Raw genomic sequence first — 26,186 nt, forward strand, 5'->3', positions numbered from 1 at the left:
CTTTGGACTCTAAAACCTAACAACGCTTGAGCTAGGCTATCTAAATAATAATACCCTCCAAATGGTCCAATTCATGTTGAATAATTTGGGCTGGCATGCCAGAAAAACTTAACTGTTTAGGCATCCATTGTTCATCTAAATAAGCTACCTCAAACGACTCATAACGTCTGGTTGGACGACTGCCCTCTAAAGACAAACAAGACTCCTCTGTTTGATAAGGTGAGGACTTGCTGACTAAAACAGGATTAAACATGACTAGATTAACAAAACCGATATTGACGATAATAACACGCTTTTTAACGCCAATCATATTGGCAGCCATACCCACACAGGCATCCTTATGAAACTCCAGTGTATCACGTAAATCTTTGGCCAAATAGAGGTCTTCTTTGGTCGCTTCTGTCGATTTTTGTCCAAGGAAAAAGACATCCTTTACGATTGTTTTTATCATCTATTTACTCCCTTTTCTTATCTAAACTATGGAATGATATATCCTTCTTTTATCGGAACCAAAGGTTTTCATTTCCATATTAATCACCTTGACCTATTATATCAAAAGGCGTCCCTTCTAGTAAAACAGACAAAAAAAGAAACCCGCAGGCTTCTTTTTAGTCATCTTTTTTCACTCTATACAAATAACCAATAAACGCCAAAAGACTAATAGTTGAAACACCCATCGCCAATTTGGCAACTGGGCTATAGCCATAGGTCAAAACGATACCATGCTTACCTGGTGGTAGACCTAGATTAGTTGGATTCTTTTCCTTAGCTAAGTAAGTAGTTACTCGCTTCCCATCAATCCTCGCTTCTTGTCCTTTATAGTAGAAAACTGGTAACGACAAAACCTTAGTTTCTTTTGACTCATTGTTTACTGTAAGTGCTAGCTCCTTTGGAGAACGGCTGATGGTTGACTTAATTTCCTGATTATCCAAGAAAAGATGTTTGTCAAAGACAAAGCCAAAAGGCACTCCTTTATTGGTATAATCCCCATTTATATTTTTATAAGTTCCCTTGGCCAGCATTTCTCTCATAACTTTTGTATCGCTTGGCAATATATTCTTGGCTTTAGTCATCTTATCTTGGACAGTAACAATCTGAAACATATTCAGACAAAGACCAAACAAGACAAGTATCGTCGCTGCCTTCATAGACATATTTTTCAAGATATTCGCTAAGGCTAAGCTGAAGAAAAGCAAGGCAAAACTCCATAATCTCCAAGGAAATTGAAGATTGGACACTGGACTCTCCTGTAATAACTGCCAAGGAAAACTATTCAAAGTTAAAAAGGCCAAAACAAGAGAAATAAAAAGGTAAACTCTAGCTTCCTTATCCTTCACAAAACGCTTAGTAAAAATCAGGCTTAGCACTAGGCCCAGAAGGTAGAGAAGATTAACTGATGGAGTCCTTAAATCACTTTTTAGAATCAACTCCCAGTTGTCTGCCAGACTTAAAGCTGTCTTTGATAGGAGCGGTTTAAAAGTCGTTCGTAGAGTGACATACTTGAATTGCTCTATCATAGGAACAAAGAAAGCTAGAGACATACTAAGAGTGACAAGGGTGGCCTTAAGAAATCCTAGGACACGTTCTTTTTTATTATCCCAAATCCAAAAACTAATTACCACCGCAAAGAAAATCCCAACAGAAGCCAAAAGGACCGATAAGACATGGGAATATACTAAACCAAGCATCCCAAGAGTCAAGATCCACCATTTCTTGTAATCTCCAAAAGTTATCAAACGAACGCCAACGAAAACTAGAGGTAGAAAAATCATCGCTAGCGTTTCGCCAACGGCTGCCCGGTAATAAGAATTGTGCAAGAAATACCCCGAAAAGAGATAAAAGGTAGCAAATATCATCACCTGTTTATCAGAATAGTTCAATAAACGTAATCCGTAAAAACTAAGCAAACAAGTTACAAAGCGAACAAGCAACTGAAAACTCATCCAGGCTACAAAGACCGACTGAGTCAGCTTATAGATTATGAAAATAGGATAATAAGTTAACCAGGGATAAAAGGTATTGATTAATTGTCCGGTCCCTCCGTTAGTCGTAAAATTGATAGGACTCTTCCAGACAGTATCCAAAGATAACAGTCGGTTAATGTGAAAGACAATATCATCACCATAAAGCTTGTCCCTAAAAAAGAACATAGGCAGTATTGACACCATACTGATTAAGAAACTTATTAGAATGATTGTCTGATTAGTATACTTCTTTTCTTTTGCCCCACAGGGATCCTTTCCAACACTCAAAATTATTCCTCTCGTATTCTAATTCATCAAAATCTGCTCTAGAAAGAGATTTCTTACAAGGTATTATACCAAAAAAAGTACAGAACTCCTCTTCCTCCTAAGTCTGTCTAAACAAAAAAAGAAACCCGCAGGCTTCTTTTCTTATTTTATCGAGAGGCTTATCAATCAGGTCAAGGCTGTTAATTAAACAATACCTTGAGCTGACATAGCGTCTGCAACTTTAAGAAATCCAGCGATGTTGGCACCCACAACAAGGTTACCTTCATGACCAAATTCTTTAGCAGCTGCTGCAGCATTTTCGTAGATACCTTTCATGATATCGTAAAGTTTAGCATCAACTTCTTCGAATGTCCATTGTGTACGTCCGCTGTTTTGTGCCATTTCAAGAGCTGATACAGCAACACCACCAGCGTTAGCAGCTTTGGCAGGACCAAATGATACACCAGCTTTAAGGAAGACATCAATAGCTCCCAAAGTTGAAGGCATGTTAGCACCTTCTGAAACAGCCAATACACCATTTGCTACAAGTGTTTCTGCATCTGTTTCATCCAATTCATTTTGAGTTGCACATGGGAATGCCAAGTCAGCTTTAACTGACCAAACTGTCTTTTCACCACCGGCAGGTGTGAAGGTTGCATTTGGACGAGCTTCTGCATATTTAACGATACGTTCACGTTTAACTTCTTTGATTTCTTTCAACAAGTCAACGTCGATTCCGTCTGGATCATAAACAAAACCAGATGAGTCAGAACATGTTACAGCTTTAGCACCTAGGCTTTGCAATTTTTCAATAGCGTAGATGGCAACGTTACCAGCACCTGAAACAACTGCTGTTTTACCGTTAAAGTTTTCACCACGTGCATTAAGCATTTGTTCTGCAAAGTAAACAGCACCGTAACCAGTTGCTTCTGTACGAGCAAGTGATCCACCCCAGTTCAAACCTTTACCAGTAAGAACACCTGTGTACTCATTACGAAGACGTTTGTATTGGCCATAGAGGTAACCAATTTCACGTCCACCAACACCGATATCACCTGCAGGTACGTCTGTATCTGCACCAATGTGTTTGCTCAATTCAGTCATGAAGCTTTGGCAGAAACGCATGATTTCGTTATCTGATTTACCTTTAGGATCGAAGTTTGATCCACCTTTACCACCACCGATTGGTTGACCAGTCAATGAGTTTTTAAAGATTTGTTCGAAACCAAGGAATTTAATGATTGATTGGTTTACTGATGGGTGGAAACGAAGACCACCTTTGTAAGGACCAATTGCTGATGAGAATTGTACACGGAAACCACGGTTTACTTGTACTTGTCCTTTATCGTCAACCCATGGCACACGGAATGAAACGATACGTTCTGGTTCAACCAAACGTTCCAAAAGGTTTTCTTCAATATATTTAGGATATTTGTCGAAGACAGGAACAAGTGAATCGAAAACTTCTTCAACTGCTTGAAGGAACTCAGCCTCATGGCCATTTTGAGCTTTCACTTTTTCAAAAACGCTAGCAACGTACTCTTTACCTGTTGTCATATCAATGTTTCCTTTCAAATAATTACCTTAGTAATTTAATTACATGAATAGTATAAATTTTCAGAATCTTCTTGTCAAGTATTTTCTGCTATTTTTTTGATTTTTATGTTAGCTTTTATGACATAGCAAGTGATCTATCTTTTTTTAAGCTACTCCTAAAAAGTTGTCAATTCAACAATGTAAACGGATTCTATTTTTCTAGTTTTTCTCCAAAATTTTTTAAACTTTTTTTCAACTTTAAAGCTAAAATAGCCTAAAAACAATTTAGTAAATTTACTATTTTTACATTTACAAAGATCTCCAACTATGTTATTATGAATTTAGTAATTTTACTAAATCTTGAAAAGGATCATTTTTTATGAAAAGAAAGCAATTATCAGGAAAGCACATCGGCATTGTTTTTGGAACTTTCGCTCCAATGCATGTTGGGCACGTTGACCTTATTACCAAGGCAAAACGCGCTAATGACAATGTGCTCGTCATCGTAAGTGGCAGCAACACACAAGAAGATCGGGGGACACGCGCAGGCCTATCACTCAACCGCCGTTTCCGTTATGTTCGAGAAGTTTTCTATGATGATGAATTAGTCGTTGTGGATAAACTGGATGAGGCTGGGATGCCAGCCTATCCCGAGGGATGGGTACCTTGGGTTAATCGTGTCAAAGAGCTTATCTCTAAAAATACGGATAATCCTGAAAAGATTACCTTCTATGTTGGAGAGCCAGAGTACGTGACCGAGCTCAATCGCTATTATCCTCAAGCTCAGGTAGAACTCATCGAACGCTCTATTATCAACATCTCTGCCACCGAGATTCGCGACAATCCTATGGAAAATTGGCGTTTTATCACCAAGCCTTTCCGTCGTCACTTTACTCGTAAGGTCCTTGTCGTGGGCTCTGCTAGCGGTGGAAAAACTACTCTTGTTAAAGATTTGGCTCGAACTTACAACGCTCCCTGCTCTCTTGAATATGCTAGGGAGTATCAAGAAAAGTATAATGTACGAGATGACGAGTTAGATACTAACGATTATATTCACCTCCTGACAGATCAATATGCCCAGACCTCTGATATCATTGATAAAGGGCAGCACTCAGGACTTATCTTTGCCGATACCAACTCAACAGTCACAAAAGTTTATATCGACTACTATTTGAAAGAAAATATTTCTAAAGAAGAATTTGATATGCTGGATCGGCTCTATCAGGTAACTCAAGCTCGTGAAAAATGGGATTTGATTTTTGTAATTCTGCCAAAATCAAACTATGTGGATGATGGCTTCCGTGACATGACTATGGCTGATAGCCAAACACGTGACTGGTTTACCAAGCATCTCTTAGACCTCCTATCACCATTCAAGGATAAAATCATTATTTTAGGGAAAAATAGTAATAGTGACAGCTTCTTTGCGGACAACTACCACAATGCCAAAAAAGCAATCAAAGAACGTCTACACATCGAGATTTAAAAGACCAATCCAACGTAATCATCACTTAAAACTTACAATACAAACATGGAGGAAACATATGACTAGAACCTTCGAAAACTCTGGTAGCGAAAAGGAATTTTTGGACATCTATCAGCGAGAGGAAATGGATAAGTACGTTAAGCCCTCAGTGACCGTTGACTCGGTCATCTTCCGCTATTATGAAGGAAGAGTCCAAACCTTACTTATCAAGCGAAAAAACCATCCCTTCATGGGGAAATACGCCTTCAGTGGTGGCTTCGTTCAGGAGCAAGAAGATCTCAATCTAGCTGTCTGTCGCGAAGTACAGGAGGAAACATCCATTACACTCAATCCTGATCATATTGAGCAACTCATTACTGTGGGAACACCATATCGGGATCCTCGAATGTGGACCATTACAGTGGCTTACCTCTGCTTCATGACCTTCAATGACATTCAAGTGGAAAAGGCTGCCGACGATGCAGCGTCTACGCATTGGTTAGACATTGCCATGATAGACGGTCAACTGCAACTTGTTGATGGTGATAAGACGCTGTCACATGATGACCTTGCCTTTGACCATTGGGAAATTCTCTTAACAGCTATGGAACGTATCAAGGGACGACTCGAATACTATCCAACTATCCTTTCCATTATGCCCGAGGAAAACACCTTGACCACCTACCGCCAACTTTTTGGTACCTTCAATGAAGACTACCTCAAGATGGATTCCACAAATTTCTTGCGTCGCTTTAAACACCTCTTCCAAAAAACAGGTCGTCAGGTAGCTACTAGAACCAGAAAGGCTGCCACCTACACATATCATATCAAGCCACTCTAAAGTAAGGTCTTTGTTTGACAATTTGATACTTACATAGTAGTATTAAGAAAATTAATAAGAGGTATCCTATGAAAAGTTTTACATTGATTAGTGGAATTCTCATTACACTCTTGGGTGTCTTTTTCTTCGCTAATCCTACAAATCTTCTTGCCATCGTTGGTTGGCTATTTGCCCTAGTGATGCTGGTATCTGGTGTTTCAAGTCTCATGGTTTATTTTAAACGAGATAACGAAAACCGCTCCTTCTTCCAACTGCTTCAGAGTATCATTTCCATCGTTTTTGGTATTATCCTGCTATCAACATCAGCATGGGTACTCTCGGGCGTAGCTGTAACCATTATCGCTTGGTGGCTTCTTGTCTCAGCATTTACGCAAGGCTTTCAAGCTTATCGCCAACGTCAATTCGGCTTCTCAGGTCAACCTGCCCTATCAATCACCTTGATTTGTCTAGTCTTTGGACTCCTGCTCTTTAGTGCTCCGTTTTTCTCAGCCTTTCTTATTGGGCGCTTGGTAGCTTCCTTAATTATCTTCGCGGGGGTCTCTGTCCTCTCCTTTTCGTTCCGCTTGTGGTAGGAAGAAAGCAGTCACTACATAAACATAAAAAGCCTTGCAGTTCACATCTGCAGGGCTTTTGTCATACTTTGATTACTAAAGAGCTTATCCTTCTAGCTCACTCAAATACTCATAGCGTTCATACTTTTCAAGCAAGGTTTCGTTAGCAGCATCCAAGTCTCGTTGGAGGGAGGCTAACTGTCCATAATCGCTAGCATTTTCAAGCATGGCTGCTTCAATCTCTTCGATTTTGGCTTCAAGGTCAGCAATCTCATCCTCTATGGTCGCCCACTCTTGTTTTTCAAAGTAGCTCATGCGTTTTTTGTCTTCTTTGACTTTCTCAACTTTAACGCTAGCTTGCTCTTTTTCCTTCTCTAAGAGGGCTGCTTGCTCTTGGAAGAAGGCTTTTTCATCAAGGTAGTCAGTGTAGTTACCAAAGAACTCTCGCACACCACCCTCTTCAAAGGCTAGAATCTTGTTAGCCACCTTGTCCAAGAAATAGCGGTCGTGACTTACGGTAACGACAGGGCCACCAAAACCATTAAGGAAGTTTTCCAAAACCGTCAAAGTTGCAATGTCCAAATCATTTGTCGGCTCATCCAAGAGCAGAATATTAGGCTTTTCAATCAGAATCTTAAGTAGATAAAGACGTTTCTTTTCCCCACCAGAGAGCTTAGAAATCTGTGTCCCATGAGTAGAACGAGGGAAAAGGAATTGCTCTAAGAGCTCTGTGATACTAGTTGTTCCAACCGTTGTCTTAACCTCATCTGCAACTTCTTGCAAGTAGTTAATGACACGCTTGCTCTCATCCATGTCCTTAATTTGCTGCGAGAAATAACCAATACGTACCGTCTCACCAATATCCAGAACACCAGCTGTAGGCACAAGGTCACCATTAATCAGATTGAGCAAGGTCGATTTCCCGACACCATTATCCCCAACAATACCGATACGATCACGATTTTGCATGATAAGATTGAAATCACTGAGAATTTGCTTGCCATCTTCATAAGCAAAATCGACATGCTCGAAGTTCACTACTTTCTTACCAATACGGCTAGTCTCAAAGTTAATTTCAAGATCGTCATTATTGATCGTTTGGTGAACCTCACCCTTAAGCTCCTTAAAACGATTGATACGAGCTTGTTGCTTGGTCGCACGTGCCTGTGGTTGCGTTCGCATCCATGCCAACTCCTGCTTATAGAGTTGCTTTTTCTTGTGAAGAGCTGCTGCATCTCGTTCATCTTGTTCAGCCTTTAGACGAACATAGTCTTGATAATTTCCCTGGTATTCAATCAGATTAGCCTGGTCTAGCTCAAAGATACGTGTGGCCACATTGTCCAAGAAATAACGGTCGTGGGTAATAAAGAGGACCGTTTTTTTAGAAGACTTGAGAAAATTAGTCAACCAAGCAATAGTATCAATATCCAAATGGTTAGTTGGCTCATCCAAGAGCAAGAGATCTGCATCATTCAAGAGAACCTGAGCCAACTGCACACGGCGACGAAGACCACCTGAGAGGTCCCCGACCTTTTGCGAGAGGTCTGACAATCCCAACTTAGACAAGACTGTCTTAACCTCGCTCTCAATGGACCAAGCATCTAGACTATCCATCTCAGCCATTACCTTCTCCAAGTGAGCCTGATTCTCCTCAGAATATTCTGCCATAAGGGTTTCATATTCTCGAATCAAAGCCATCTCACGAAGGTCTGATGATAAGACTGTATCAAGCACTGTCTTGCTGTCATCAAATTCTGGCTCCTGAGTCAAATAAGCAATCTTATAGCCATTAGCCTTAGTGAAAGGTGACACATCACCATCAAAACCAATACGCTCAGAGACAACATCTAGCAAGGTTGTCTTACCTGTCCCATTGACACCAATAATCCCAATACGATCCAAATCATGGATAATAAATGAAATCTCTTTAAAAACCGTCTTGTCTCCAACGGACTTGGTTAATTTTTCAACAATAAAATCTGACATCTTACTTCCTTCTTACAAATAACACCGCTACGGATCCTACGCATGCTCTGTAGCGGTGTGTCATTTTTATAACGTCCGTAGACTTATTTCATCGCTTGAACAAAGGCCATAATGGCTTCCTTGTCATTAGCTAGTTTCCCATCAACGATGGCATTTTCAATGGCTTTAAGTACACGTCCAAGGTCCGGACCAGGTTTGAATCCTAGCTCCTTCATCAGCGTGCCACCATTCACAACGATTTCGTGCTTATCATGGATGAGCAACTGACCATCCAAAACGACAATACGCTCATAATCGACGTCCAAGCCCTGAGCCTGTCTCAAAGTTTCAGCCGCTTCTAAGAGCTCCTTACCATACTGATAAACATCTTGTTTAGTCACGGCTCTCTCCAAACGGAAATTGAAAATCTCAATCAAGGACTGAACTGTCTTTTGGAAATTAACAGACGTCTTCCATTTTTTAAGGAAAGAGCGTGGATTATCATGCTTGAGAGTCAAAAGAGTTGCCGCCCAAGCCTGTTCAGAACTTGTAAATCTAAAGTCCTCCACATAGTCTGCCACAAAAGACTGCCATTCTTCAGCAGTTTCTTGAAAATCCGGAAGGTACTGATAAGCCTTCGTCGCTAAAAGAGCCTTGATTCCTTTTTTCCAATGTGGTGCCAAGAGCAACTTATCAAATTCGATGAAACTTCGCTCAATCGAAATCTTTTCCAAAAGAGGAGCATGGCTGGCCATAGCCTGAAAAGTCTTTTCTTCGATATCAAAGTCTAAACTCGCTGCAAAACGTAGGCCCCGCATGATACGAAGAGCATCCTCGTTAAAGCGTTCCTCAGCCTTACCAACAGCCCTTAAGACACGGTTGTCTAAATCATCAAGACCATTGAACTTATCAATAATCTCAGCATTTTCATTAAGAGCAAAAGCATTGACTGTAAAATCACGACGCTTAAGATCCTCTTCCAATGAACGCACAAAGGACACGCTAGCCGGACGACGGTAATCCACATAGACGTCCTCTGTTCGGAAGGTCGTCACCTCATATTCACCGCCATTTTCCAAGACCAAAACGGTCCCATGCTCAATACCAATGTCTACCGTACGCTCAAAAATCTGTTTAGTCTCCTCAGGATAAGAAGACGAAGCAATATCAACATCGTGAATGGGACGGTTGAGAAGGGCATCTCGGACCGATCCACCAACAAAGTAAGCCTCAAACCCTGCAGCCTTAATTTTCTCTAATATTGGTAAAGCCTTCTGAAATTCAGAAGGCAAATAACTTAATCTCATAGTAAATGTTCCAAACCATAAACAAGCTGATCACGTTTAACAACTTCTTTAATCCCAAGATTAACACCACCCATAAAGGAAATGCGGTCGTAAGAGTCGTGACGCAAGGTCAATCCTTCTCCTTGGGCACCAAAGATAACCTCTTGGTGAGCCACAAGTCCTGGCAAACGCACACTGTGAATGCGGAAACCATCAAACTCAGCACCACGTGCCCCAGCAAGTGTTTCCACCTCATCCTCAGCTCCCTGACGTTTAGTCTCGCGAACCTCACGAATAAGTTCAGCCGTTTTCACTGCTGTACCTGATGGCGCATCTTTTTTCTTGTCATGGTGAAGCTCAATGATTTCAAGATCTGGGAAATATTTGCTAGCTTCTGCGGCAAACTTCATAAGTAAGATAGCACCAATAGCAAAGTTAGGCGCAATCAAACCACCAATAGACTTGTCTTTAGAAAGGTCTGTTAATTCCTGAATTTGTGCTTCAGTAAATCCTGTTGTACCCACAACTGGTGCAAAACCATTCTCCAAAGCAAAACGAGTATTTTCATAGGCAACAGCAGGCATAGTGAAATCCACCCAGACATCTGCATCAAAGCCAACCAAATCCGCTTTATCTGTGAAGACAGGAATACCGTCCACTTCTTTTTCTGTCGCAAATGGGTCAAGCAAGGCAGCCAAAGTCAATTCGTCATCTCCCTTGACCATTTCAACCGCAGTTGAACCCATTCTTCCTTTAAATCCAGCAACAATAACTTTAATAGACATGTCATTTTCCCTCTCTATTGATCTTAATCATAGACAAGCCCCATCCCACATGGATAGTACTTATTTGGTAAATTTAGGTGTTAGACCTAACACTAGTGCTCCTTCACCCAAGTGTGTCGCAATTACGGCACATAAGGATACCACTGTTGAAACGCTAATTTCCTGTGCTTCTAGCTGTCTTTTTAATTCCTCAGCTTTTTCAGGAGCATTCGTGTGAAGGATACTAAGCTCCATTTCACGATTTTTCTCAGCTAGGGCAACCAAACGTTTCACAGCTTTCTTCTCTGTACGCACCTTTTCAAAAACAACGATTTTTCCTTCGTCATTAAAATTCAAAATAGGTTTGATAGACAAAAGATTTCCTAAAATCGCCGAACCATTAGACAAACGACCACCCTTAACCAGATGATTAAGATCATCCACAAGAATATAGGCCGTCGTTTGGTCAACTTGCTCCTCAAGCTTCTTCAAAATGTTCTCAAAAGACATTCCTTGGGCTGACCAATGCAAAACGTTTCTCACCATAGCTCCCATAGGAGCTGCTGTGATTTTTGTATCAGGAAAAGCAATCTTCAACTTGGCATGGTCCTCAATCAAAAACTGACTATTGGCCCAAAAACCAGAGATTCCTGAAGAAAGGAAAAGCCCAATGACATGGGTATAACCTTCCGCCTCCAACTCCATAAGCAAGTTATCCAAGTCAGCTAGATTCGGTTGTGACGTCTTGAGCAGTTCCTCAGAGTTTGCCATTTGTTCATAAAACTGATTGACATCCAAGTTTTTTCCTTCAACAAAAGGCTGCCCCTCAATGATGACTGGAATATCTAAAACATAAACATCAGCATGGCCCTGAATCTCAGCAGGGAGATTAACCGATGAATCCGTAATAACTGCAAGAGACATCTTAGAACTCCAAGTTGATACCTGGGCGATCCAAGGCAATTTCAGTTACTTCATAAGTCAAACGTTGAAGCGTATCCAAGAGCGGTGCAGCCAAGGCTTCTGCTTCTTCTTGTGAGAAGTCTTTTGGTTCATTGACGATACGGTTTTGAATATGGTCCATTTGAGAAACAATCCCTGAGATGACAAACTCATCACGGACAATCATAAATTGCAAAACAGCTACAACAGACGTATTGTTAGCTTCTTCATCTTTATTGTGCAACTGGAAAGTTACTTCAACATTTGTTTTAGGAACACCATTTTCTTTTTCCCACTCATGGTTACGAACATCATAGTGGTAACGGTTAACAAATACTTTTTCGCGAATTAAATCCATTAGTCATTATTCTCCTTGATACAATTACTCTTTATTATAGCATAAATATGCTTTATTATGGGAATATTATTGACAGAAAAATGAGTATTTAGACTGATTTTGACAGCAATAATAAGCACTAGAAAAGTAGGAGCTTTGATTTAGGTCTAAGAACACTAAAATAAGGCTCCTTCATCAGAAAAGAGCCTTACATTGATAGCTAACAGTTCCTCAAAGAACGTTTCTGCTGTCCCTGTTCATCAAAATTCTCAGGAGCTAGCCAATTCTCAAATCGTTTCTTAAGTACTGGCCACTCACTGTCAACAATCGAGAACCAGTCCGTATCACGGCTACGTCCCTTATAGATAGCATGGTTACGAAAACGCCCCTCATAGGTGAACCCTAAACGCATGGCTGCATTGGCAGAAGGGCGGTTGAGACTATCACATTTCCACTCATAACGACGATAGTTGAGGACTTCAAAAACATATTTCATAACCAGATATTGAGCTTCTGTGGCTGCCCGAGTTTTTTGCATAGCAGGAGCCAAAATCACTCGTCCCATCTCTACACTGCGATTTTTGGGTGTAATAGCCATGAGTGAAAAGGTTCCTAGAACCTTACCTGAAGCCTTATCCCTGATGGCAAAGAAATAAGGATTCTGGGATTGCTCATAGTCCTCCAAACACTGACGTACAACTTCTTCAGATTCAAAAGGGTCCGCATACATATAGGTCCAATCCGAAAGAATCTGATTGGTAAAGTAAAAGTCTAAAATGTCCTCATAATGCTCTGCCACTGTCAAATGTTCAACGCTACAATAACGACCTTCTAATAGAGCAACATCTGGCATTTTACCTGGACTGGCATCTGCTAGACTTGGCCCTACTTCTTGTTGGTAGTGATTTAAAGGCATAGGATTCTCCTTTTTCATAAAGAAAAGTCTACACAAAAGTGCAGACTTTAGCTTAATTATTTAGCAACTGGGTATACAGATACTTGTTTTTTGTCGCGACCTTTACGTTCGAAACGTACAACACCTTCAACTTTAGCGAAGAGTGTATCGTCACCACCACGGCCTACGTTTACACCTGGGTAGATGTGTGTACCGCGTTGACGGTAAAGGATTGATCCACCTGATACAGTTTGTCCATCAGCTGCTTTAGCACCAAGACGTTTAGCTTGTGAATCACGACCATTGGAAGTAGAACCCCCACCTTTTTTGTGGGCGAAAAGTTGCAAGTTTTCAAGAGTTTTCAACATAAGATTGTGTCCTTTCTTAGTGATTAGTCGCTAACTTACGCGTTGATAGCGTTGATAACAACTTTTGTATAAGGTTGACGGTGACCTTGTTTACGGTGGCTACCTTTTTTAGGTTTGTATTTGAAAGTAACAACTTTCTTTTGTTTACCTTGTTTTTCGATAGTTCCGACAACAGTAGCTCCTTCAACAACTGGAGTACCTACTACAGTTTTATCACCACCGACAAGAACAACTTCGTTAAAAGTTACTTCTGATCCAGCTTCAGCGTTGATTTTTTCAACGTAGATCGCTTGACCTACTTCAACTTTAACTTGTTTTCCACCAGTTTTGATGATTGCGTATGTGCTCATGATGCACCTCCTATTAAAATTTTTAATGTGTCTGAGGTTTCCCTCTGTGAAGACTCGCCTAGTACTGCGGGGGCGAACCCACTTGTAAACAGTAGTCGTGCGGTTGCACAGGACGTGCATTTAGTCAACGTTACAATTCTATCATTTTTTCCCTCTAATGACAAGAGAAAAAGTTATTTTGATTATTCTTATTCTGCTCATTGAAATTTATCAAAGTAACGATTACCCTAATCAACTCTTATTCCATATCTTCCTAGGAAAGTCTTGGCTAGAGCCCGCTCCAGATCAACTAAGGAAAGGCTCTTATCCGTTGTCAAAATTTGATAGCGTTCACTTCCTTCAAAATAGAAGTGATTCAATGCCTGATAGCCATTTCGTTCATAAAAAGCCAGACGTTTTAGTCGTTGAGTACGGTTAGATGCATCCTCTTCATCCATAGGCTCAATCGTAAGCACACACGGTCGTTCTCCTGCTTCTTCCCTAACTTGTGCCAAAATTTGACTACCGTAACCCTGCGACTGTTTACTTTCCTCAACCGCAAGAAAGAGAAGGTAGACCAGGTTATCAGTACAGATTGCATAGGTAAAACCAATAAAAACTCCCTGATCAAAATAAGCCCAGAAAGATTGTCCATTTTTCAAACTGTTCCAAGACAATTGCCAGAGTGGGAGCCTCTCCTCCACAGGAAAAGCCGCTTCATAAAGTGAAGCGACCTTCTTAAATGTTGGTGTCAGAGGATAAATGTTACGAACCTCTAGTGCCATTTCCCTAACCAATAACCTTCTTATAATCTTCTGGTGTTGCTACATGAGCGTGCTCACGTTGACGATCAAGCAAGTGACTAAGGAAGTCACGGTTGCCCAAGGCTTCTTTAAGGGTTTGCTTAAATTGCCCAGCATTCATAGGTGAAAAAATATTGCTTGGTGCAGTATAATCTGGACCATGGCTTGTGTTCGTGAAAGCCAGGATAAGCAGGTTATTTTCAAAGGCAGCACGTGTCGCTGACAGGATTTCATTTTGGTGGTTAATATCTAAATAGAAATCAGCCTCTTGATAGAGACGCTTAACTTGCTCTGTCGTAATATTAGGGTAAAGGCTAACATTACTATATTTAGCTAAATCCATCAAACGACTTGACATTTCAGTGATTGCACCAATATGGTAGTGCATGGTAGGCACTTCACTAACAATGCCTTCCAAGTGTTCAATCTGATCTGAGTTGGTCAAGATAAGCGCTTGATTTTGGAAGTTGTTCTGGCGGGCAAATGGATACATGAATCCAAGGAAGGCCACGCGAGAAGCCTGCTCTGGACTAACCAATTTTAGAAGATTCGTATAAGCTGTGTAATCTTGTACAACAATCTTAGTCTGACGGTGATTGCTATCAAGAAGGAGACGCATATTCCCAGGGACTGAATCAGTGATAGGCTCTTGCCAGAAGAGGACATCTTGACCAGAATTCGGAAGATTCATAGCTGTCAAGAAAGGTGTTGACAAGGAGTTATAAAGGATACGTCGCAAATCATAACCAGCTTCTTTAAGATAAAAGACTACAAACTCCGATTTGTTTTTGAAAATGTAGACCTTGTCTTTCCAATTCAAGATAACGTCTTTGGTCAAATGGTTAATGACGATAACTTCCTTGTTATCTGGAGTGAAATAACTAGTAATGGTCGCTTCTTGCTTAACATTGTAAGTTGTTTGTGAGAAACGGTATCCCTTATTATTGTAGCGATCAGTCACACGCAGGCGACCTGACTCATCATACCAATCCACAGCTTTAACTAGACGCTGATGAGCAGGATGCGCATAGTGAATATGACCACGTTTCTTATCAAAACGGAAGATTTCCGCGTTGCTATTTGTTCCTAAAATTTCCCAGTAATCAGGCACAGGAACCTGATTAAAGTAAAGTGCAGAACCTTGAACCTTGTCAAAACCAGTGAAATAAAGGTAAGGTGAGGTCACATCACTAGGCAGAAAGCCACCATCTGAAAGACAAACTGTTGTATTTACATAGCCAGCGACAATCAGCGAGTAATGGAGATCCCAACTACCTTGACTATAGTTCTCAAATAAATTAATCATGATTAGTCATCTCCTTTACTAAGTTAAGCCACTTCTGCTCGATTTCCTCTGTCAAAAAGCCTTTGGCAATATCATAAGAGACTTGATGAACATGATCTAAATCTGAACGATTGAAGAAAGCTACAATTTTCTCTGCCAAGGCAGCCACAATAGCAAGCTCGTCATCTTTTTCAAATCGAGGGATGAGGTAACCATTTTCATTATCCTTGATAAAAGTTTGGTTCCCATAACGGACATCAAAACCAATCATACCAAGGCCCGATCCAACAGCTTCTAGAAGTGTCAAGCCAAAACCTTCACTCTTAGAACCTGATAGGTAAAGTTCGTAATCCTTGTAGACTTCTGTTAAATCTTGGTGACCCTTAAGATGGATGTAATCCTGAGCGTGATTTTCCTCGATAATTGCCTTAAGCTTGGCTTCTTCAGCACCTGTACCAAAGATATCAAAGTTCACTTGTGGCAGACTTTCTTTAGCCTTAACAACAGCCTTAGCCAACCAATCCACGTGCTTTTCATTGGCCAAACGTGAAGCTGTGATGATTGAGAATGGTTTACGCTCTCCCTCAGGCTCTCTCAGTTTATCCAAACTTCCCACAGGAATCGTTACGATATGAGGTGTAAATGGTGTGTATTTATTGAACTGGTCTAGCATAATGCTACGTTGACGTTCTGTCGCTGTGATGAAGAAATCAACCTTATCTGCATTGCTGAATTGGTACTCATAGAAGTTATTCCAAAGAATAGTCTTGTCTGTCACAGCATTTTCACTAAAGTGCTCTGCATGGACCACAACCCCAAGCTTAGCAGGTTTAGTATTACGGAAAACAGCCTGCCCTGTGCCAGTTGCACGGTCCAAAATGACAATATCTTGATCAGTTAGACCTAGTCGAGACATAAAGTAGGCAATAAACTCATGCTTAGAAGACAAAATCTTATCTGGGAAACGGAAGACACTATCCTTACCATCAACAATTTCATCATAAGCAATACTGCCATCTTCATTGAAGAAACGACGTTGATAGAGGTGTGCCTTGTTATCTACAGGGGTGTAGTACTCCGTGAACATCTTAGTGTAAGAGTAAAAATCTTTACGAATTAGGCAACCACGCGATACTTTTTCCACACGATGGACAATATCTTCACCCTCTTTACGCAAATAAGCGGCGTAGAAAATATCTTCCTTGGCACAAAAGAGCTTAACCACCTTGCCATTAATCTCACGACGCGTGATGTCATAAGGGATTTCCTTTTCCAAATCCTTGACAGTATAGGTCGTTGGAGCAATTTTCAGGTCTGTAAAATAGCTGTACAGCCAGATGACGTCTTCATCTTCAAACCCCATGTTACGGGTCAAATCTGAAAGATTGTCCTGCAGGAACATATCCATAAAGACAAATTTGGCCTTAATACCTGTGTTTTTGAAAATTGTAGAACGATAGGCCTGGGCGTACTCAACACCACTTGATGCCCAACCGATTCCTAAATTGATGTTATAAACAGTCATGTATTTTCCTTTCTGGGTAAAAGCTCAACATCGACATTTCTTTTTGGACATACCTAACTCTAGTAGCACCTAAATACTACTATGTTAGTACTATATCCTCCTAGACTAGAGCAAGTCTTCAATAAGTGTATCCACTTCGTCTTGCGCTTCTTCAATAGGTGTGATTTCAGTCACCATGATTCCCGCAACCGCACGTTCAACCAAGGCTTCAACATCCATACGACGTTCATATTGTTCAACGTTTTTGATTTTTGGATTAGTCTTTGGACGGTCAGGTGCAAAGATAGTACAGCAATCCTCAAAAGGTTGGATGGAAATGTCAAAGGTATCAATTTTTTGTGCCAAATCAATGATTTCCAACTTGTCCATAGTGACAACTGGGCGAATCACTGGCGTACATGTAACAGCATTAATCGCCTGCATAGACTCCATAGTCTGACTGGCAACCTGACCAAGACTCTCACCATTGATAATCACAAGACATCGACGTTCTTCTCGAATGCGGTCAGTAATACGCATCATAAAACGACGCGTCAAGGTCATCAAATAAGCCTCAGGTGCTTTTTCTTTGATTTCCTCTTGAATTTCAGTAAATGGTACTTCGATGAACTGAATATTACCACCAAACTTGGTCAACTTACGGGTCAAATCTTGAGCCTTTTTCAGTGCACCAGGGCTAGTGTAAGGAGGACTTGCAAAGTGAACAGCCTCAATATCTACACCACGTTTAAGAGCTAAGTAACCTGCCACTGGCGAGTCAATCCCGCCTGAAAGCATGAGCATTCCTTTGCCTGCAGTCCCTACAGGTAATCCACCTGCTCCCTTAATTTCCTCATGAGAAATATAAGCGGCCTCAGCACGAATTTCTACCTTCAGATTGACATCTGGCCCCTTCATCTGGGCCTTGATGTCAGGCAATACATCAAATACAGCATTTCCTAAAGTAAGGTTGAGCTCGCGACTATCTAAAACAAAGTCGTGATCACTACGTTTGGCAGTCACCTTAAAGGTAAGGCCGTCACGATAGAGCCCAGTCATAATATCTTGAACAGCCTTTTTCAAGACCTCGACATCTTTTTCAAACTTGTAAACAGGACTAAAGGCTTGAATACCAAAAATTTGCTTCAAAGACTCTGCTACTGGCTCATAGTCTGTACCGTTGAGGTAGATGTGACCACGGTCTCGGTCAAAAGTCACTTTAACATCTGGATAGATGGATAGAACATCCTTGATGTTATTTCTAAGTTTATTGATAAAGCGCATACGGTTTTTGCCCTTGGTAGACAATTCACCATAGCGAACCATAATTTCTGAATATGTTAGTGTCATTCCTTTTCCTTTTAAATTTGAATTTAGTTTTATTGTTAAATTGCTTAAATCTTGCTATCTCACTTTTTGTGTCTTGGCGTAGACCTGCTTGAAAATCGTGAGAAACTGTTCTACCTGTCCCATATCATTGTCATCATCAAGACTGATACGTACAGCCGTTTGAGCTAATTTAGTCGGAACACCCATAGAAATGAGAGTCCCTGCTGGTTTTCCCGCCTTAGATGAACATGCTGATGTCGTTGAAATATAGATTTGATGATCTTCAAAAGCATGGACAATAACTTCACCACGAACACCCTTGATTCCAAAGGTCAAAATATTGGGCGCAAAGTCTTCACCCTCACCTGAGAAAATAGTAATGTCCTCATACTTAGCCAATTCATCAAAGATAATCTTTTTCATCTTAGCAATTTTAGGCAGAGAAAATTCCTCTTTATCAGTGACTAGGCGCAAGGCCTTAGCCATACTCGCAATCCCAGCTACATTTTCAGTCGTTGAACGAAAGTCTTTTTCTTGACCACCACCTGTTAAGAGCGGTGTAATTTTTTTCCCATTCTTCTTGTAGACAAAACCTACACCTCGAACAGCATGGAACTTGTGACCAGAAAAAGTTGCAAAGTCAACACGGTCTGTTAAATAATCTGATACAGGAATCTTCCCAATAGCCTGGACAGCATCCACATGGAAAGATATGGTCGGCTCATCAGCTAGAAGGTCTGAAATTGCTTGAATAGGTTGGATTGATCCGATTTCGTTATTAACGGCCATAACCGAAACCAAGATAGTATCAGGTCGCAATAGTCCAGCAAGAGCATTCACATCCACGAAACCTTGTGCATTAACGGGTGCATAGGACACTTCAAATCCATGCTCTGAAAGCCATTTAGCAGACTCTTTTACCGCAGGGTGTTCAATATCAGAAACGATGATGTGTTTGCCATAAGGTTCTTTTTCGAAGGCCACACCCTTGATAACCCAGTTGTCACCTTCGGTTCCACCAGACGTAAAGAAAATCTCATCGGCTGATTTTCCAATGAGGTCCGCAACTTGCTTACGAGAAGCCTCCAAAATACGCGTCGCAGATGTTCCTAATTGATGTAAACTGGATGGATTCCCAAAAATTTTCGTGGACACTTCCTGATAGGTTCTAAGTGCCTCTGGATAAGGCACCGTAGTGGCTGAATTATCAAAATAAATCATGATTTTTCCTCGATTTTTATTTACTATTTATTATAGCATAATTTTTTTAGCAATTTTTGCGAGAAAATCATATAATAGAAAGTACGAAATATTTTTAAGGAGAGCATCATGTCTGAAAATTACTCACGCCGTAATCATTCATCAAAAGAAGAAAAAAAATCTGCCCCAAAGGTGACTGAACACGTTACAAAAGGCTTTACTGCCTTCCAAAAAGTCCTTACTGCTGTCGGGACAATCTTGTCAATCATTGTAGCTTCAATCACTATCATGAATTTTACATCATCTAAAAATAAGGACACTTCTGATTCATCATCCAATCAGTCAACTGTAGTCATTAAAGAGGGTAACAATAAGACCCAAGAATCTAGCACTTCTTCATCTAGCTATGGAAATGCGACTGATTCCGACACATCAACAAGTAGCCAAGCAGGAACTAACACCTATTCGTCATCTGCAGACACAACAACTGGTGGCAATACGACTACCTCTTCATCAGCAGCTACTGCAGACACAACATCTGGCAATGCGACTAATGGTGGTGCAACAACTGGTGACGCCGCTTCTAACTAAGACATGTAAAAGGCTAGGAAACCCTGCCTTTTTTCTATAATCCTATGAACTATACAGAAACTCTAAATTTTATCCATTCTTTCAAGGGCAATGGCCGTCGCCCTCAACTCGAACGTATGAGTTGGCTTTTGAAACAAGCCGGAAACCCTCAGACTCACTTTCCAACGGTGCATATTGTCGGGACCAACGGTAAGGGATCAACAACAAGCTACCTACAAAACATCCTAACAAAGTCAGGCTATCAGGTCGGGACCTTTACCTCTCCTTATATTACTCGTTTCAACGAACGTATTAGTATAAACGGCACAGAAATCCCTGATAAGGATTTGATTAGCCTTGTCGAGAAAGCTCAGGTTCTTCTTGATGATTTAGAAGAGCACACTGCTTTTGACCGACCAACGGAATTCGAGTTGGTCACCTTACTCATGTTCCTCTACTTCGACCTTAAACAGGTTGATATGGCTATCATTGAAGCAGGTATTGGTGGACGCCTTGATTCGACCAATGTCCTTTCGCCAGAGCTTGTCATCTGTACTTCAATTGGCTTTGATCACACTGAAACCTTGGGCAATAACCTTTTGGACATCTCCAATCATAAAGCAGGCGTCATGCGAGAAAACACACCTATCTTACTTGGTCGTGTCTCTGCAGAAGTTGAACATTTTTTCAACCAAAAATCACATGACCTACAAGCTCCTTTAGCCGTCATTGATAGGGAAATTCAGCTGCTTCCGAAAGACAACCAAACGATCCAAGTTTCTTATGACCATTGGGAAAGTCCAGATCTTAAGCTACCAATGCTAGGACGACATCAAGAAAACAATGCTGGGTTAGCTGTCACTGCTGCCCATCTCTTGACTCCAACATTTCCTAAGATTACTAATAAGAGCATTCAAGATGGTATTTGTGACACACACTGGCCTGGTCGTAGTGAGTGGATAGGAAACAATATTTATCTAGACGGTGCCCATAACCCTCAAGGAATTGCCAGCTTAAATCAGGTACTAAAAGATAACTTTACCAATCGTAAAATCCACATCCTCTTTGCAGGACTGAGACGAAAACCTTTAGCAAACTTACTAGAAGAATTGAAAGATTATGATATTACGGTAACCAGCTTTGACTTTTTTGAAGCACTGCCCTTGGATGACTATCCTCAAAACTTCAAATGTGCGGCCGACTATAGAGAATGGCTAGCAAAAGCTGAATCAGCAGATTCTGATGACCTATTTGTTGTCACAGGATCCCTTTACTTTATCTCAGAAGTAAGAAACTACTTATTAAACGAAAGAAAGGCCTAAAGGTCTTTTTTATTTAGACAATATACAGTTACACACAAAATATATAGGTTGTTATTTGAACACAAAGAAAAGTCTATCTATGTTTGCTAGACAGACTTCACCTTTTTATCTCATCGTTACAAATTCTTCTGAACCAGTTGGATGAATGGCAACCGTATTATCAAAATCAGCCTTAGTTGCTCCCATCTTAATAGCCACAGAGAAGCCTTGAATCATCTCATCGACACCGTAGCCAATGCCATGAAGACCGATGATTTTTTCATCCTCACCAAGTGTTACTAATTTCATAGTTGACGGCTGACGATTGTTTGCAAGAGCTGTATACATTGGGGTGAAACTAGATTTATAGACCTTGATATTCTCCGCACCATATTTAGCAATTGCTTTTTCCTCAGTCAAACCAACAGAACCAATGACTGGGTGGCTAAAGACCACAGTGGCTACATCAGTGTAATCAAGCTTAGCATCGGCTTTATTATTGAAGAGTCGCTCTGACAATTGACGTCCCGCCTTGATTGCAACTGGCGTCAAATCTAGTTTACCAGTCACATCACCAAGGGCGTAGATACCAGGAACTGATGTATTTTCAAAGGCGTCTGAATAAATGTTACCTCGTTCAGTCAACTCAACGCCCGTCTTTTCAAGACCAAAGCCAGAGGTATTGGCAGCACGACCAATAGCCCAAATGAGGCAATCAACAGTGATCGTTTCTCCATTGTCAAAGCTAATGGTCAAAGAATCGTCAGCATTTTTCACTACTTCTGTAGCATTAGCATGCGTGTGAAGGGTAGGACCTGATTTAGCCATCTCATCGACTAAGACATCGATAATATCCTTGTCAAAGGTACGTAATGGGCGATCCTTACGAACAAAGAGATGCGTGTCACTACCAAGAGCATTGAGAACACCAGCAACCTCAACGGCAATATAGCCAGCCCCAATAACAGCTGTACGTTTTGGCACCTCATCTAGTTCAAAGAAACCATCGGAGGTAATCCCATATTCACTACCTGGAATGTTTGGATAAAGGGCGTGACCACCAGTCGCAATAAGGATATGGGGTGCTGTATAACGTTCACCTGCTACTTCAACCGTATGAGGGTCAACAAATCTTGCATACTCGTATACACGTTCAACGCCATTGCTATCAAAACCACGCTCATAAGAGCCATGGATACGGTCGATATAAGTCTGACGATTGGCCTTAAGCCTTGCAAAATCAAACTTATTAACCGTCACATCAAAACCATACTCGCCTGCATAACGGTGAAGGGTCTCAGCAACCTGAGCACCATACCACATGACCTTTTTAGGTACACAGCCCACATTGACGCAGGTACCGCCGACCTCTTTTCCTTCAAAGAGAATAACCTTAGCGCCGTGCATAGCAGCACGATTAGCACTGGCAATCCCACCAGAACCACCACCAATGACAATATAATCGTATTCTTTTACCATATTTTACCTCTTATGTTTCTTTATACAGCGCATTAGCTACTAGATAAGCCATTTCTGCCTATACTTTATCATAAAATAGCTACCCTGACAAAAATCTGCTACGACACAAAAAAACAACCCCGAACTCAACGAGATTGTTTAATCATATCTTATTTATCAAGTGGTTTGCGGAGGAATCCGAAAAGGATACCTGATACCACAGCACCAATCAAGATGAAGAGAAGGTAGAGAAGGGCATTTGAAGTGAGGGCAATAACGAAGATACCTCCGTGTGGTGCCATCAATTTGATTCCTGCCATACCTACGAGAGCACCTGTAAGAGCTGAACCGACGATAAAGCTTGGGATAGCGCGTGCTGGATCAGCTGCACCAAATGGGATTGCACCTTCAGTGATGAATGAGAGTCCCATAACGATGTTTGTCAAACCAGAGTTGCGTTCTTCTTCGGTAAATTTATCTTTAAATAAGAGTGTCGCTACAAAGACTGCCAATGGAGGAACCATACCAGCTGCCATAACTGCTGCCATAACAACTGAACCACCTGAAGTTACTGTTGCTGCGAGAGTACCTGTACCAAAGACATAAGCTGCTTTGTTGACTGGTCCACCCATATCCACTGCCATCATACCACCAACAAGGAGACCAAGTAATACGGCTGAGCTTCCTGACAAGCTTGACAAGAAGTTATTAAGACCTGTATTGATTGCTGCCATTGGGATATTCACTGCCAACATCAAGAAACCTGTAGCAAATACACCTAGGAGTGGCAAGAGCAAGATAGAACGGATTCCTTCAAGAGCACGTGGGATACCTGCCAAGAGTTTACGAAGAACGAGGATAACACCACCTGCAAGGAAACCACCAACAAGAGCTCCAAGGAAACCTGAAGATACACCAGCAAGGGCAAGGGTTGCTTTACCACCTGAACCAAATGGAACACCACCAAAGGCTGCACCACTTGATGCGATAGCACCAGCTACAAAACCTGAAACCAAACCTGGTTTTTCAGCGATAGAGTAAGCAATGTAACCTGCAAGTACTGGAAGCATGAAACCAAAGGCCGCACCACCAATTGCTTTGAATTGAGCAGCAATTTCATGGTAAGAACCAAGTTGTGACAATTGATCTTTAGGAACACCCATGACTTGGTCAAGCAAGAAGGCAAGCGCAATCATGATACCACCACCGATAACGAATGGGAGCATTTGTGATACCCCACTCATCAAGTGTTTATAGAAGGCACCACCGAGGCTCAATTTCTCACTTGATTCTTGAGCAGCTCCAGCATTTTCGGCATGGAAGACTTCAGCCTTACCATCCAAGATATTTTGGATTAATTCTTGAGGTTGACGAATACCTGCAGCGACTGGTTTGGAAAGCAATTTCTTACCATTAAAGCGTGCTGTTTCAACTGCCTTGTCTGCCGCTACGATAACACCTACAGCCTTACTGATTTCTTCAGCAGTCAATGGTGTTCCGACACCTGAAGCACCGTTAGTTTCAACACGAACATTGACACCCATTTCTTCACCTGTTTTAATCAGTGATTCTTCAGCCATGTAAGTGTGAGCAATACCAGTTGTACAAGCTGTTACAGCTACGATAAGTGGTTTATCGCTTGAAGCTGCTTCTTTAACAGCTTGTGCTTTCTTAGCTTCCTCAGCTTGTGCTTCTTCTTCACCAGTATTAAAAGCAGCAATCACTTCATCTGGAGAAGTCACCTTACGCAAACGATCTGCAAAACCATCTTGCATGAGGTATTTTGACAATTCAGCAAGAGCTGCTAAATGAGTGTCATTTGCTCCCTCTGGAGCAGCAATCATAAAGAAGAGGTCTGTAGGTTGACCATCAAGTGATTCGTAATCCACACCTTTATTAGATTTAGCAAAAAGTACTGTTGCTTCTTTTACTGCAGCATTTTTGCTGTGTGGCATAGCGATTCCATCACCCAAACCAGTTGATGTTTGTGCTTCACGAGCCATAATACCTGCTTTGAAAACATCAAAGTCGGTCACAACACCATTGTCAACCAGGCTGTTAATCATTTCATCGATAGCAGCTTCTTTTGTAGTCGCTTGAAGGTCAAGCAACATGACTTTTTTGTTCAGTAAGTCCTGAATTTTCATAGTTTTTCTACCTCTACTTTATTGTATGTTTCTTTAATAAACTCAATTGTCGCTAAGTCATCTGAGAAAGCTGTAGATGTTCCACACGCCACTCCCCACTTGAGCGCCTCAATTGGGTCCCCTGATTTAACAAACTCACCAGTGAAACCAGCAACCATTGAGTCACCCGCACCAACAGAGTTTTTAACTGTTCCCTTAATTGGTTTGGCAAAGTAAGCAGCCTCTGGTGTGACCAGCAGAGCTCCATCACCTGCCATTGAGATGATAACGTTCTGTGCACCCTTAGCAAGGATTTCACGCGCATATTTTTCAACATCAGCCAAACCATTAAGTTTGACATTGAAAATAGCTTCTAACTCATGGTTATTTGGTTTTACCAAGAGTGGTTGGTAAGCCAAGGAATCAAGCAAGGTTTGACCTTCAAAGTCACAGACAACCTGTGCACCAGTTTCACGCACTAGTGGAATCAATTTGTTATAGACCTTATTTCCAAGATTGCTTGGTGCTGATCCAGCAAAAACAACCACATCATCAGCACTTACACTTGAAAGAACTGCTTCCAATTCAGCCAATTGATACTCATTAATGACAGGTCCTGCACCGTTAATTTCAGTTTCTTGGTCAGCCTTGATTTTAACATTAATACGTGTGTCTTGATCCACAGCTACGAACTTGGTTTTAATACCTTCTGCATCCAAACCATCTGTCACAAAACGTCCTGTAAAACCACCGATGAAGCCCGTTGCAGTATTATCAACACCTAAACGTTGCAAAATACGACTAACATTAATCCCCTTACCGCCAGCGAACTTATCATCACTCTCCATGCGGTTAACTTCACCAATCTCTACTTTGTCGATACGAACAATGAAGTCGATTGATGGATTCAGCGTTACAGTATAAATCATACTTCAATAACCCTCGTTTTCTCTTTTAATTCTTTTAGGAGCTCTTCTTCCGAAGCATTTGTAATTATGGTTACTTTCTCGACCTCGGCTACCTTAGCATAGGTAATCTGACCAAGTTTAGAGGCATCAGCTAGAACATAGGCTTTTTGCGCATTAGCTATAACCGTCCGC

The 26,186-nt window shown here is 41.1% G+C and carries 24 protein-coding genes, 1 pseudogene and 1 other annotated feature; of the genes and pseudogenes, 5 read left to right on the forward strand and 20 right to left on the reverse strand.

What is annotated here, in order from left to right:
* Positions 1-40: 40 nt before the first annotated feature.
* From HMPREF1517_RS04330 to gdhA, 3 genes are all read right to left on the reverse strand, one after another.
* Positions 41-451 carry a peptide deformylase gene (locus HMPREF1517_RS04330; RefSeq protein ID WP_037599574.1) on the reverse strand — a complete coding sequence of 137 codons (411 nt, stop codon included), beginning with the start codon at positions 449-451 and terminating at the stop codon, positions 41-43.
* Between the two features lie 157 nt (positions 452-608).
* Entirely contained in the window at positions 609-2,150 is a 1,542-nt protein-coding gene (locus tag HMPREF1517_RS04335; protein ID WP_232219560.1) for a YfhO family protein, read from the reverse strand.
* 285 nt (positions 2,151-2,435) lie between these two features.
* The gene (gene gdhA, locus HMPREF1517_RS04340) at positions 2,436-3,788 is read right to left on the reverse strand and encodes an NADP-specific glutamate dehydrogenase (protein WP_002885547.1); all 1,353 of its coding nucleotides are present in this window, start codon (positions 3,786-3,788) and stop codon (positions 2,436-2,438) included.
* Positions 3,789-4,146: 358 nt separating this feature from the next.
* On the opposite strand from gdhA, the gene HMPREF1517_RS04345 reads away from it, so the two are divergent.
* The 3 genes from HMPREF1517_RS04345 (at position 4,147) to HMPREF1517_RS04355 (ending at position 6,645) form a co-directional block, all read left to right on the forward strand.
* Complete coding sequence (locus HMPREF1517_RS04345; RefSeq protein ID WP_037599578.1) at positions 4,147-5,253, forward strand: AAA family ATPase; 1,107 nt, start codon at positions 4,147-4,149, stop codon at positions 5,251-5,253.
* A 58-nt stretch (positions 5,254-5,311) separates the two neighbouring features.
* Positions 5,312-6,073 (forward strand): NUDIX domain-containing protein, encoded by a 762-nt coding sequence (locus HMPREF1517_RS04350; RefSeq protein WP_002886684.1) that lies wholly within the window; start codon positions 5,312-5,314, stop codon positions 6,071-6,073.
* Positions 6,074-6,141: 68 nt separating this feature from the next.
* Positions 6,142-6,645, forward strand: a complete 504-nt coding sequence (locus HMPREF1517_RS04355) for an HdeD family acid-resistance protein (protein WP_037599580.1) — start codon at positions 6,142-6,144, stop codon at positions 6,643-6,645.
* An 84-nt stretch (positions 6,646-6,729) separates the two neighbouring features.
* On the opposite strand, the gene HMPREF1517_RS04360 is transcribed toward HMPREF1517_RS04355, so the two are convergent.
* From HMPREF1517_RS04360 to HMPREF1517_RS04420, 13 genes are all read right to left on the reverse strand, one after another.
* Positions 6,730-8,610 (reverse strand): ABC-F family ATP-binding cassette domain-containing protein, encoded by a 1,881-nt coding sequence (locus tag HMPREF1517_RS04360; RefSeq protein WP_037599582.1) that lies wholly within the window; start codon positions 8,608-8,610, stop codon positions 6,730-6,732.
* 83 nt (positions 8,611-8,693) lie between these two features.
* Positions 8,694-9,896: a CCA tRNA nucleotidyltransferase gene (locus HMPREF1517_RS04365; RefSeq protein WP_037599584.1), complete on the reverse strand. Its 1,203-nt coding sequence runs from the start codon at positions 9,894-9,896 to the stop codon at positions 8,694-8,696.
* Positions 9,893-10,660 (reverse strand): 4-hydroxy-tetrahydrodipicolinate reductase, encoded by a 768-nt coding sequence (gene dapB / locus HMPREF1517_RS04370; RefSeq protein WP_037599586.1) that lies wholly within the window; start codon positions 10,658-10,660, stop codon positions 9,893-9,895. The genes HMPREF1517_RS04365 and dapB overlap by 4 nt, the downstream gene beginning before the upstream one ends.
* A 60-nt stretch (positions 10,661-10,720) precedes the next feature.
* Complete coding sequence (locus HMPREF1517_RS04375) at positions 10,721-11,563, reverse strand: DegV family protein (RefSeq protein ID WP_037599588.1); 843 nt, start codon at positions 11,561-11,563, stop codon at positions 10,721-10,723.
* A 1-nt stretch (position 11,564) separates the two neighbouring features.
* Positions 11,565-11,939, reverse strand: coding sequence for a DUF1149 family protein (locus tag HMPREF1517_RS04380; RefSeq protein ID WP_002885550.1), 375 nt, complete (start codon positions 11,937-11,939; stop codon positions 11,565-11,567).
* 199 nt (positions 11,940-12,138) lie between these two features.
* Entirely contained in the window at positions 12,139-12,834 is a 696-nt protein-coding gene (locus HMPREF1517_RS04385) for a GNAT family N-acetyltransferase (RefSeq protein ID WP_037599590.1), read from the reverse strand.
* Between the two features lie 56 nt (positions 12,835-12,890).
* A complete protein-coding gene (gene rpmA, locus HMPREF1517_RS04390) occupies positions 12,891-13,181 on the reverse strand; it encodes a 50S ribosomal protein L27 (RefSeq protein ID WP_002885483.1) in 291 nt (96 codons plus the stop codon).
* 35 nt (positions 13,182-13,216) lie between these two features.
* Positions 13,217-13,531: a 50S ribosomal protein L21 gene (gene rplU, locus HMPREF1517_RS04395; RefSeq protein WP_002885597.1), complete on the reverse strand. Its 315-nt coding sequence runs from the start codon at positions 13,529-13,531 to the stop codon at positions 13,217-13,219.
* A gap of 40 nt (positions 13,532-13,571) precedes the next feature.
* Positions 13,572-13,646, reverse strand: a sequence feature (ribosomal protein L21 leader region).
* 112 nt (positions 13,647-13,758) lie between these two features.
* Complete coding sequence (locus HMPREF1517_RS04400; protein ID WP_037599592.1) at positions 13,759-14,295, reverse strand: GNAT family N-acetyltransferase; 537 nt, start codon at positions 14,293-14,295, stop codon at positions 13,759-13,761.
* 4 nt (positions 14,296-14,299) lie between these two features.
* Positions 14,300-15,619, reverse strand: coding sequence for an accessory Sec system glycosylation chaperone GtfB (gene gtfB, locus HMPREF1517_RS04405; protein ID WP_037599594.1), 1,320 nt, complete (start codon positions 15,617-15,619; stop codon positions 14,300-14,302).
* On the reverse strand, positions 15,612-17,123 hold the full coding sequence (gene gtfA, locus HMPREF1517_RS04410) for an accessory Sec system glycosyltransferase GtfA (protein WP_037599596.1): 1,512 nt from the start codon (positions 17,121-17,123) through the stop codon (positions 15,612-15,614). The genes gtfB and gtfA overlap by 8 nt, the downstream gene beginning before the upstream one ends.
* A gap of 105 nt (positions 17,124-17,228) precedes the next feature.
* Positions 17,229-18,452 (reverse strand): tRNA uracil 4-sulfurtransferase ThiI, encoded by a 1,224-nt coding sequence (gene thiI, locus HMPREF1517_RS04415; protein ID WP_037599598.1) that lies wholly within the window; start codon positions 18,450-18,452, stop codon positions 17,229-17,231.
* Positions 18,453-18,506: 54 nt separating this feature from the next.
* Positions 18,507-19,652: a cysteine desulfurase family protein gene (locus HMPREF1517_RS04420; protein ID WP_037599600.1), complete on the reverse strand. Its 1,146-nt coding sequence runs from the start codon at positions 19,650-19,652 to the stop codon at positions 18,507-18,509.
* Between the two features lie 108 nt (positions 19,653-19,760).
* Between HMPREF1517_RS04420 and HMPREF1517_RS04425 the strand changes: the two genes are divergently transcribed.
* Positions 19,761-20,222, forward strand: coding sequence for a DUF6556 family protein (locus tag HMPREF1517_RS04425; RefSeq protein ID WP_037599602.1), 462 nt, complete (start codon positions 19,761-19,763; stop codon positions 20,220-20,222).
* Between the two features lie 44 nt (positions 20,223-20,266).
* A complete protein-coding gene (locus HMPREF1517_RS04430; RefSeq protein ID WP_037599604.1) occupies positions 20,267-21,523 on the forward strand; it encodes a bifunctional folylpolyglutamate synthase/dihydrofolate synthase in 1,257 nt (418 codons plus the stop codon).
* A gap of 105 nt (positions 21,524-21,628) precedes the next feature.
* Here the strand turns inward: HMPREF1517_RS04430 and gorA are convergent, their stop codons facing one another.
* From gorA to HMPREF1517_RS04450, 4 genes and pseudogenes are all read right to left on the reverse strand, one after another.
* Entirely contained in the window at positions 21,629-22,981 is a 1,353-nt protein-coding gene (gene gorA / locus HMPREF1517_RS04435; RefSeq protein WP_037599606.1) for a glutathione-disulfide reductase, read from the reverse strand.
* Positions 22,982-23,130: 149 nt separating this feature from the next.
* Positions 23,131-25,107, reverse strand: coding sequence for a PTS fructose transporter subunit IIABC (locus tag HMPREF1517_RS04440; protein ID WP_037599608.1), 1,977 nt, complete (start codon positions 25,105-25,107; stop codon positions 23,131-23,133).
* Positions 25,104-26,015, reverse strand: coding sequence for a 1-phosphofructokinase (gene pfkB, locus HMPREF1517_RS04445; protein WP_002885581.1), 912 nt, complete (start codon positions 26,013-26,015; stop codon positions 25,104-25,106). Before pfkB ends, HMPREF1517_RS04440 begins: the two co-directional genes overlap by 4 nt.
* Positions 26,012-26,186: pseudogene (locus tag HMPREF1517_RS04450) on the reverse strand (DeoR family transcriptional regulator); the annotation flags it as partial. The gene pfkB and the pseudogene HMPREF1517_RS04450, both read right to left, overlap by 4 nt.

The sequence above is a fragment of the Streptococcus sp. ACS2 genome, from assembly GCF_000525585.1.
In the GTDB taxonomy this organism is placed as follows: Bacteria; Bacillota; Bacilli; order Lactobacillales; family Streptococcaceae; genus Streptococcus.

Excerpts from the sequence above, each read along its gene's own strand:
- rplU (WP_002885597.1), bottom strand. The coding sequence starts at position 13,531 with ATGAGCACATACGCAATCATCAAAACTGGTGGAAAACAAGTTAAAGTT.
- HMPREF1517_RS04425 (WP_037599602.1), top strand. The coding sequence starts at position 19,761 with ATGTCTGAAAATTACTCACGCCGTAATCATTCATCAAAAGAAGAAAAA.
- HMPREF1517_RS04345 (WP_037599578.1), top strand. The coding sequence starts at position 4,147 with ATGAAAAGAAAGCAATTATCAGGAAAGCACATCGGCATTGTTTTTGGA.
- thiI (WP_037599598.1), bottom strand. The coding sequence starts at position 18,452 with ATGACACTAACATATTCAGAAATTATGGTTCGCTATGGTGAATTGTCT.
- gorA (WP_037599606.1), bottom strand. The coding sequence starts at position 22,981 with ATGGTAAAAGAATACGATTATATTGTCATTGGTGGTGGTTCTGGTGGG.
- rpmA (WP_002885483.1), bottom strand. The coding sequence starts at position 13,181 with ATGTTGAAAACTCTTGAAAACTTGCAACTTTTCGCCCACAAAAAAGGT.
- HMPREF1517_RS04385 (WP_037599590.1), bottom strand. The coding sequence starts at position 12,834 with ATGCCTTTAAATCACTACCAACAAGAAGTAGGGCCAAGTCTAGCAGAT.
- gtfA (WP_037599596.1), bottom strand. The coding sequence starts at position 17,123 with ATGACTGTTTATAACATCAATTTAGGAATCGGTTGGGCATCAAGTGGT.
- pfkB (WP_002885581.1), bottom strand. The coding sequence starts at position 26,015 with ATGATTTATACTGTAACGCTGAATCCATCAATCGACTTCATTGTTCGT.
- HMPREF1517_RS04440 (WP_037599608.1), bottom strand. The coding sequence starts at position 25,107 with ATGAAAATTCAGGACTTACTGAACAAAAAAGTCATGTTGCTTGACCTT.
- HMPREF1517_RS04360 (WP_037599582.1), bottom strand. The coding sequence starts at position 8,610 with ATGTCAGATTTTATTGTTGAAAAATTAACCAAGTCCGTTGGAGACAAG.
- HMPREF1517_RS04335 (WP_232219560.1), bottom strand. The coding sequence starts at position 2,150 with ATGTTCTTTTTTAGGGACAAGCTTTATGGTGATGATATTGTCTTTCAC.
- gdhA (WP_002885547.1), bottom strand. The coding sequence starts at position 3,788 with ATGACAACAGGTAAAGAGTACGTTGCTAGCGTTTTTGAAAAAGTGAAA.
- HMPREF1517_RS04400 (WP_037599592.1), bottom strand. The coding sequence starts at position 14,295 with ATGGCACTAGAGGTTCGTAACATTTATCCTCTGACACCAACATTTAAG.
- HMPREF1517_RS04430 (WP_037599604.1), top strand. The coding sequence starts at position 20,267 with ATGAACTATACAGAAACTCTAAATTTTATCCATTCTTTCAAGGGCAAT.
- HMPREF1517_RS04380 (WP_002885550.1), bottom strand. The coding sequence starts at position 11,939 with ATGGATTTAATTCGCGAAAAAGTATTTGTTAACCGTTACCACTATGAT.
- HMPREF1517_RS04375 (WP_037599588.1), bottom strand. The coding sequence starts at position 11,563 with ATGTCTCTTGCAGTTATTACGGATTCATCGGTTAATCTCCCTGCTGAG.
- HMPREF1517_RS04355 (WP_037599580.1), top strand. The coding sequence starts at position 6,142 with ATGAAAAGTTTTACATTGATTAGTGGAATTCTCATTACACTCTTGGGT.
- HMPREF1517_RS04365 (WP_037599584.1), bottom strand. The coding sequence starts at position 9,896 with ATGAGATTAAGTTATTTGCCTTCTGAATTTCAGAAGGCTTTACCAATA.
- HMPREF1517_RS04330 (WP_037599574.1), bottom strand. The coding sequence starts at position 451 with ATGATAAAAACAATCGTAAAGGATGTCTTTTTCCTTGGACAAAAATCG.
- dapB (WP_037599586.1), bottom strand. The coding sequence starts at position 10,660 with ATGTCTATTAAAGTTATTGTTGCTGGATTTAAAGGAAGAATGGGTTCA.
- HMPREF1517_RS04350 (WP_002886684.1), top strand. The coding sequence starts at position 5,312 with ATGACTAGAACCTTCGAAAACTCTGGTAGCGAAAAGGAATTTTTGGAC.
- gtfB (WP_037599594.1), bottom strand. The coding sequence starts at position 15,619 with ATGATTAATTTATTTGAGAACTATAGTCAAGGTAGTTGGGATCTCCAT.
- HMPREF1517_RS04420 (WP_037599600.1), bottom strand. The coding sequence starts at position 19,652 with ATGATTTATTTTGATAATTCAGCCACTACGGTGCCTTATCCAGAGGCA.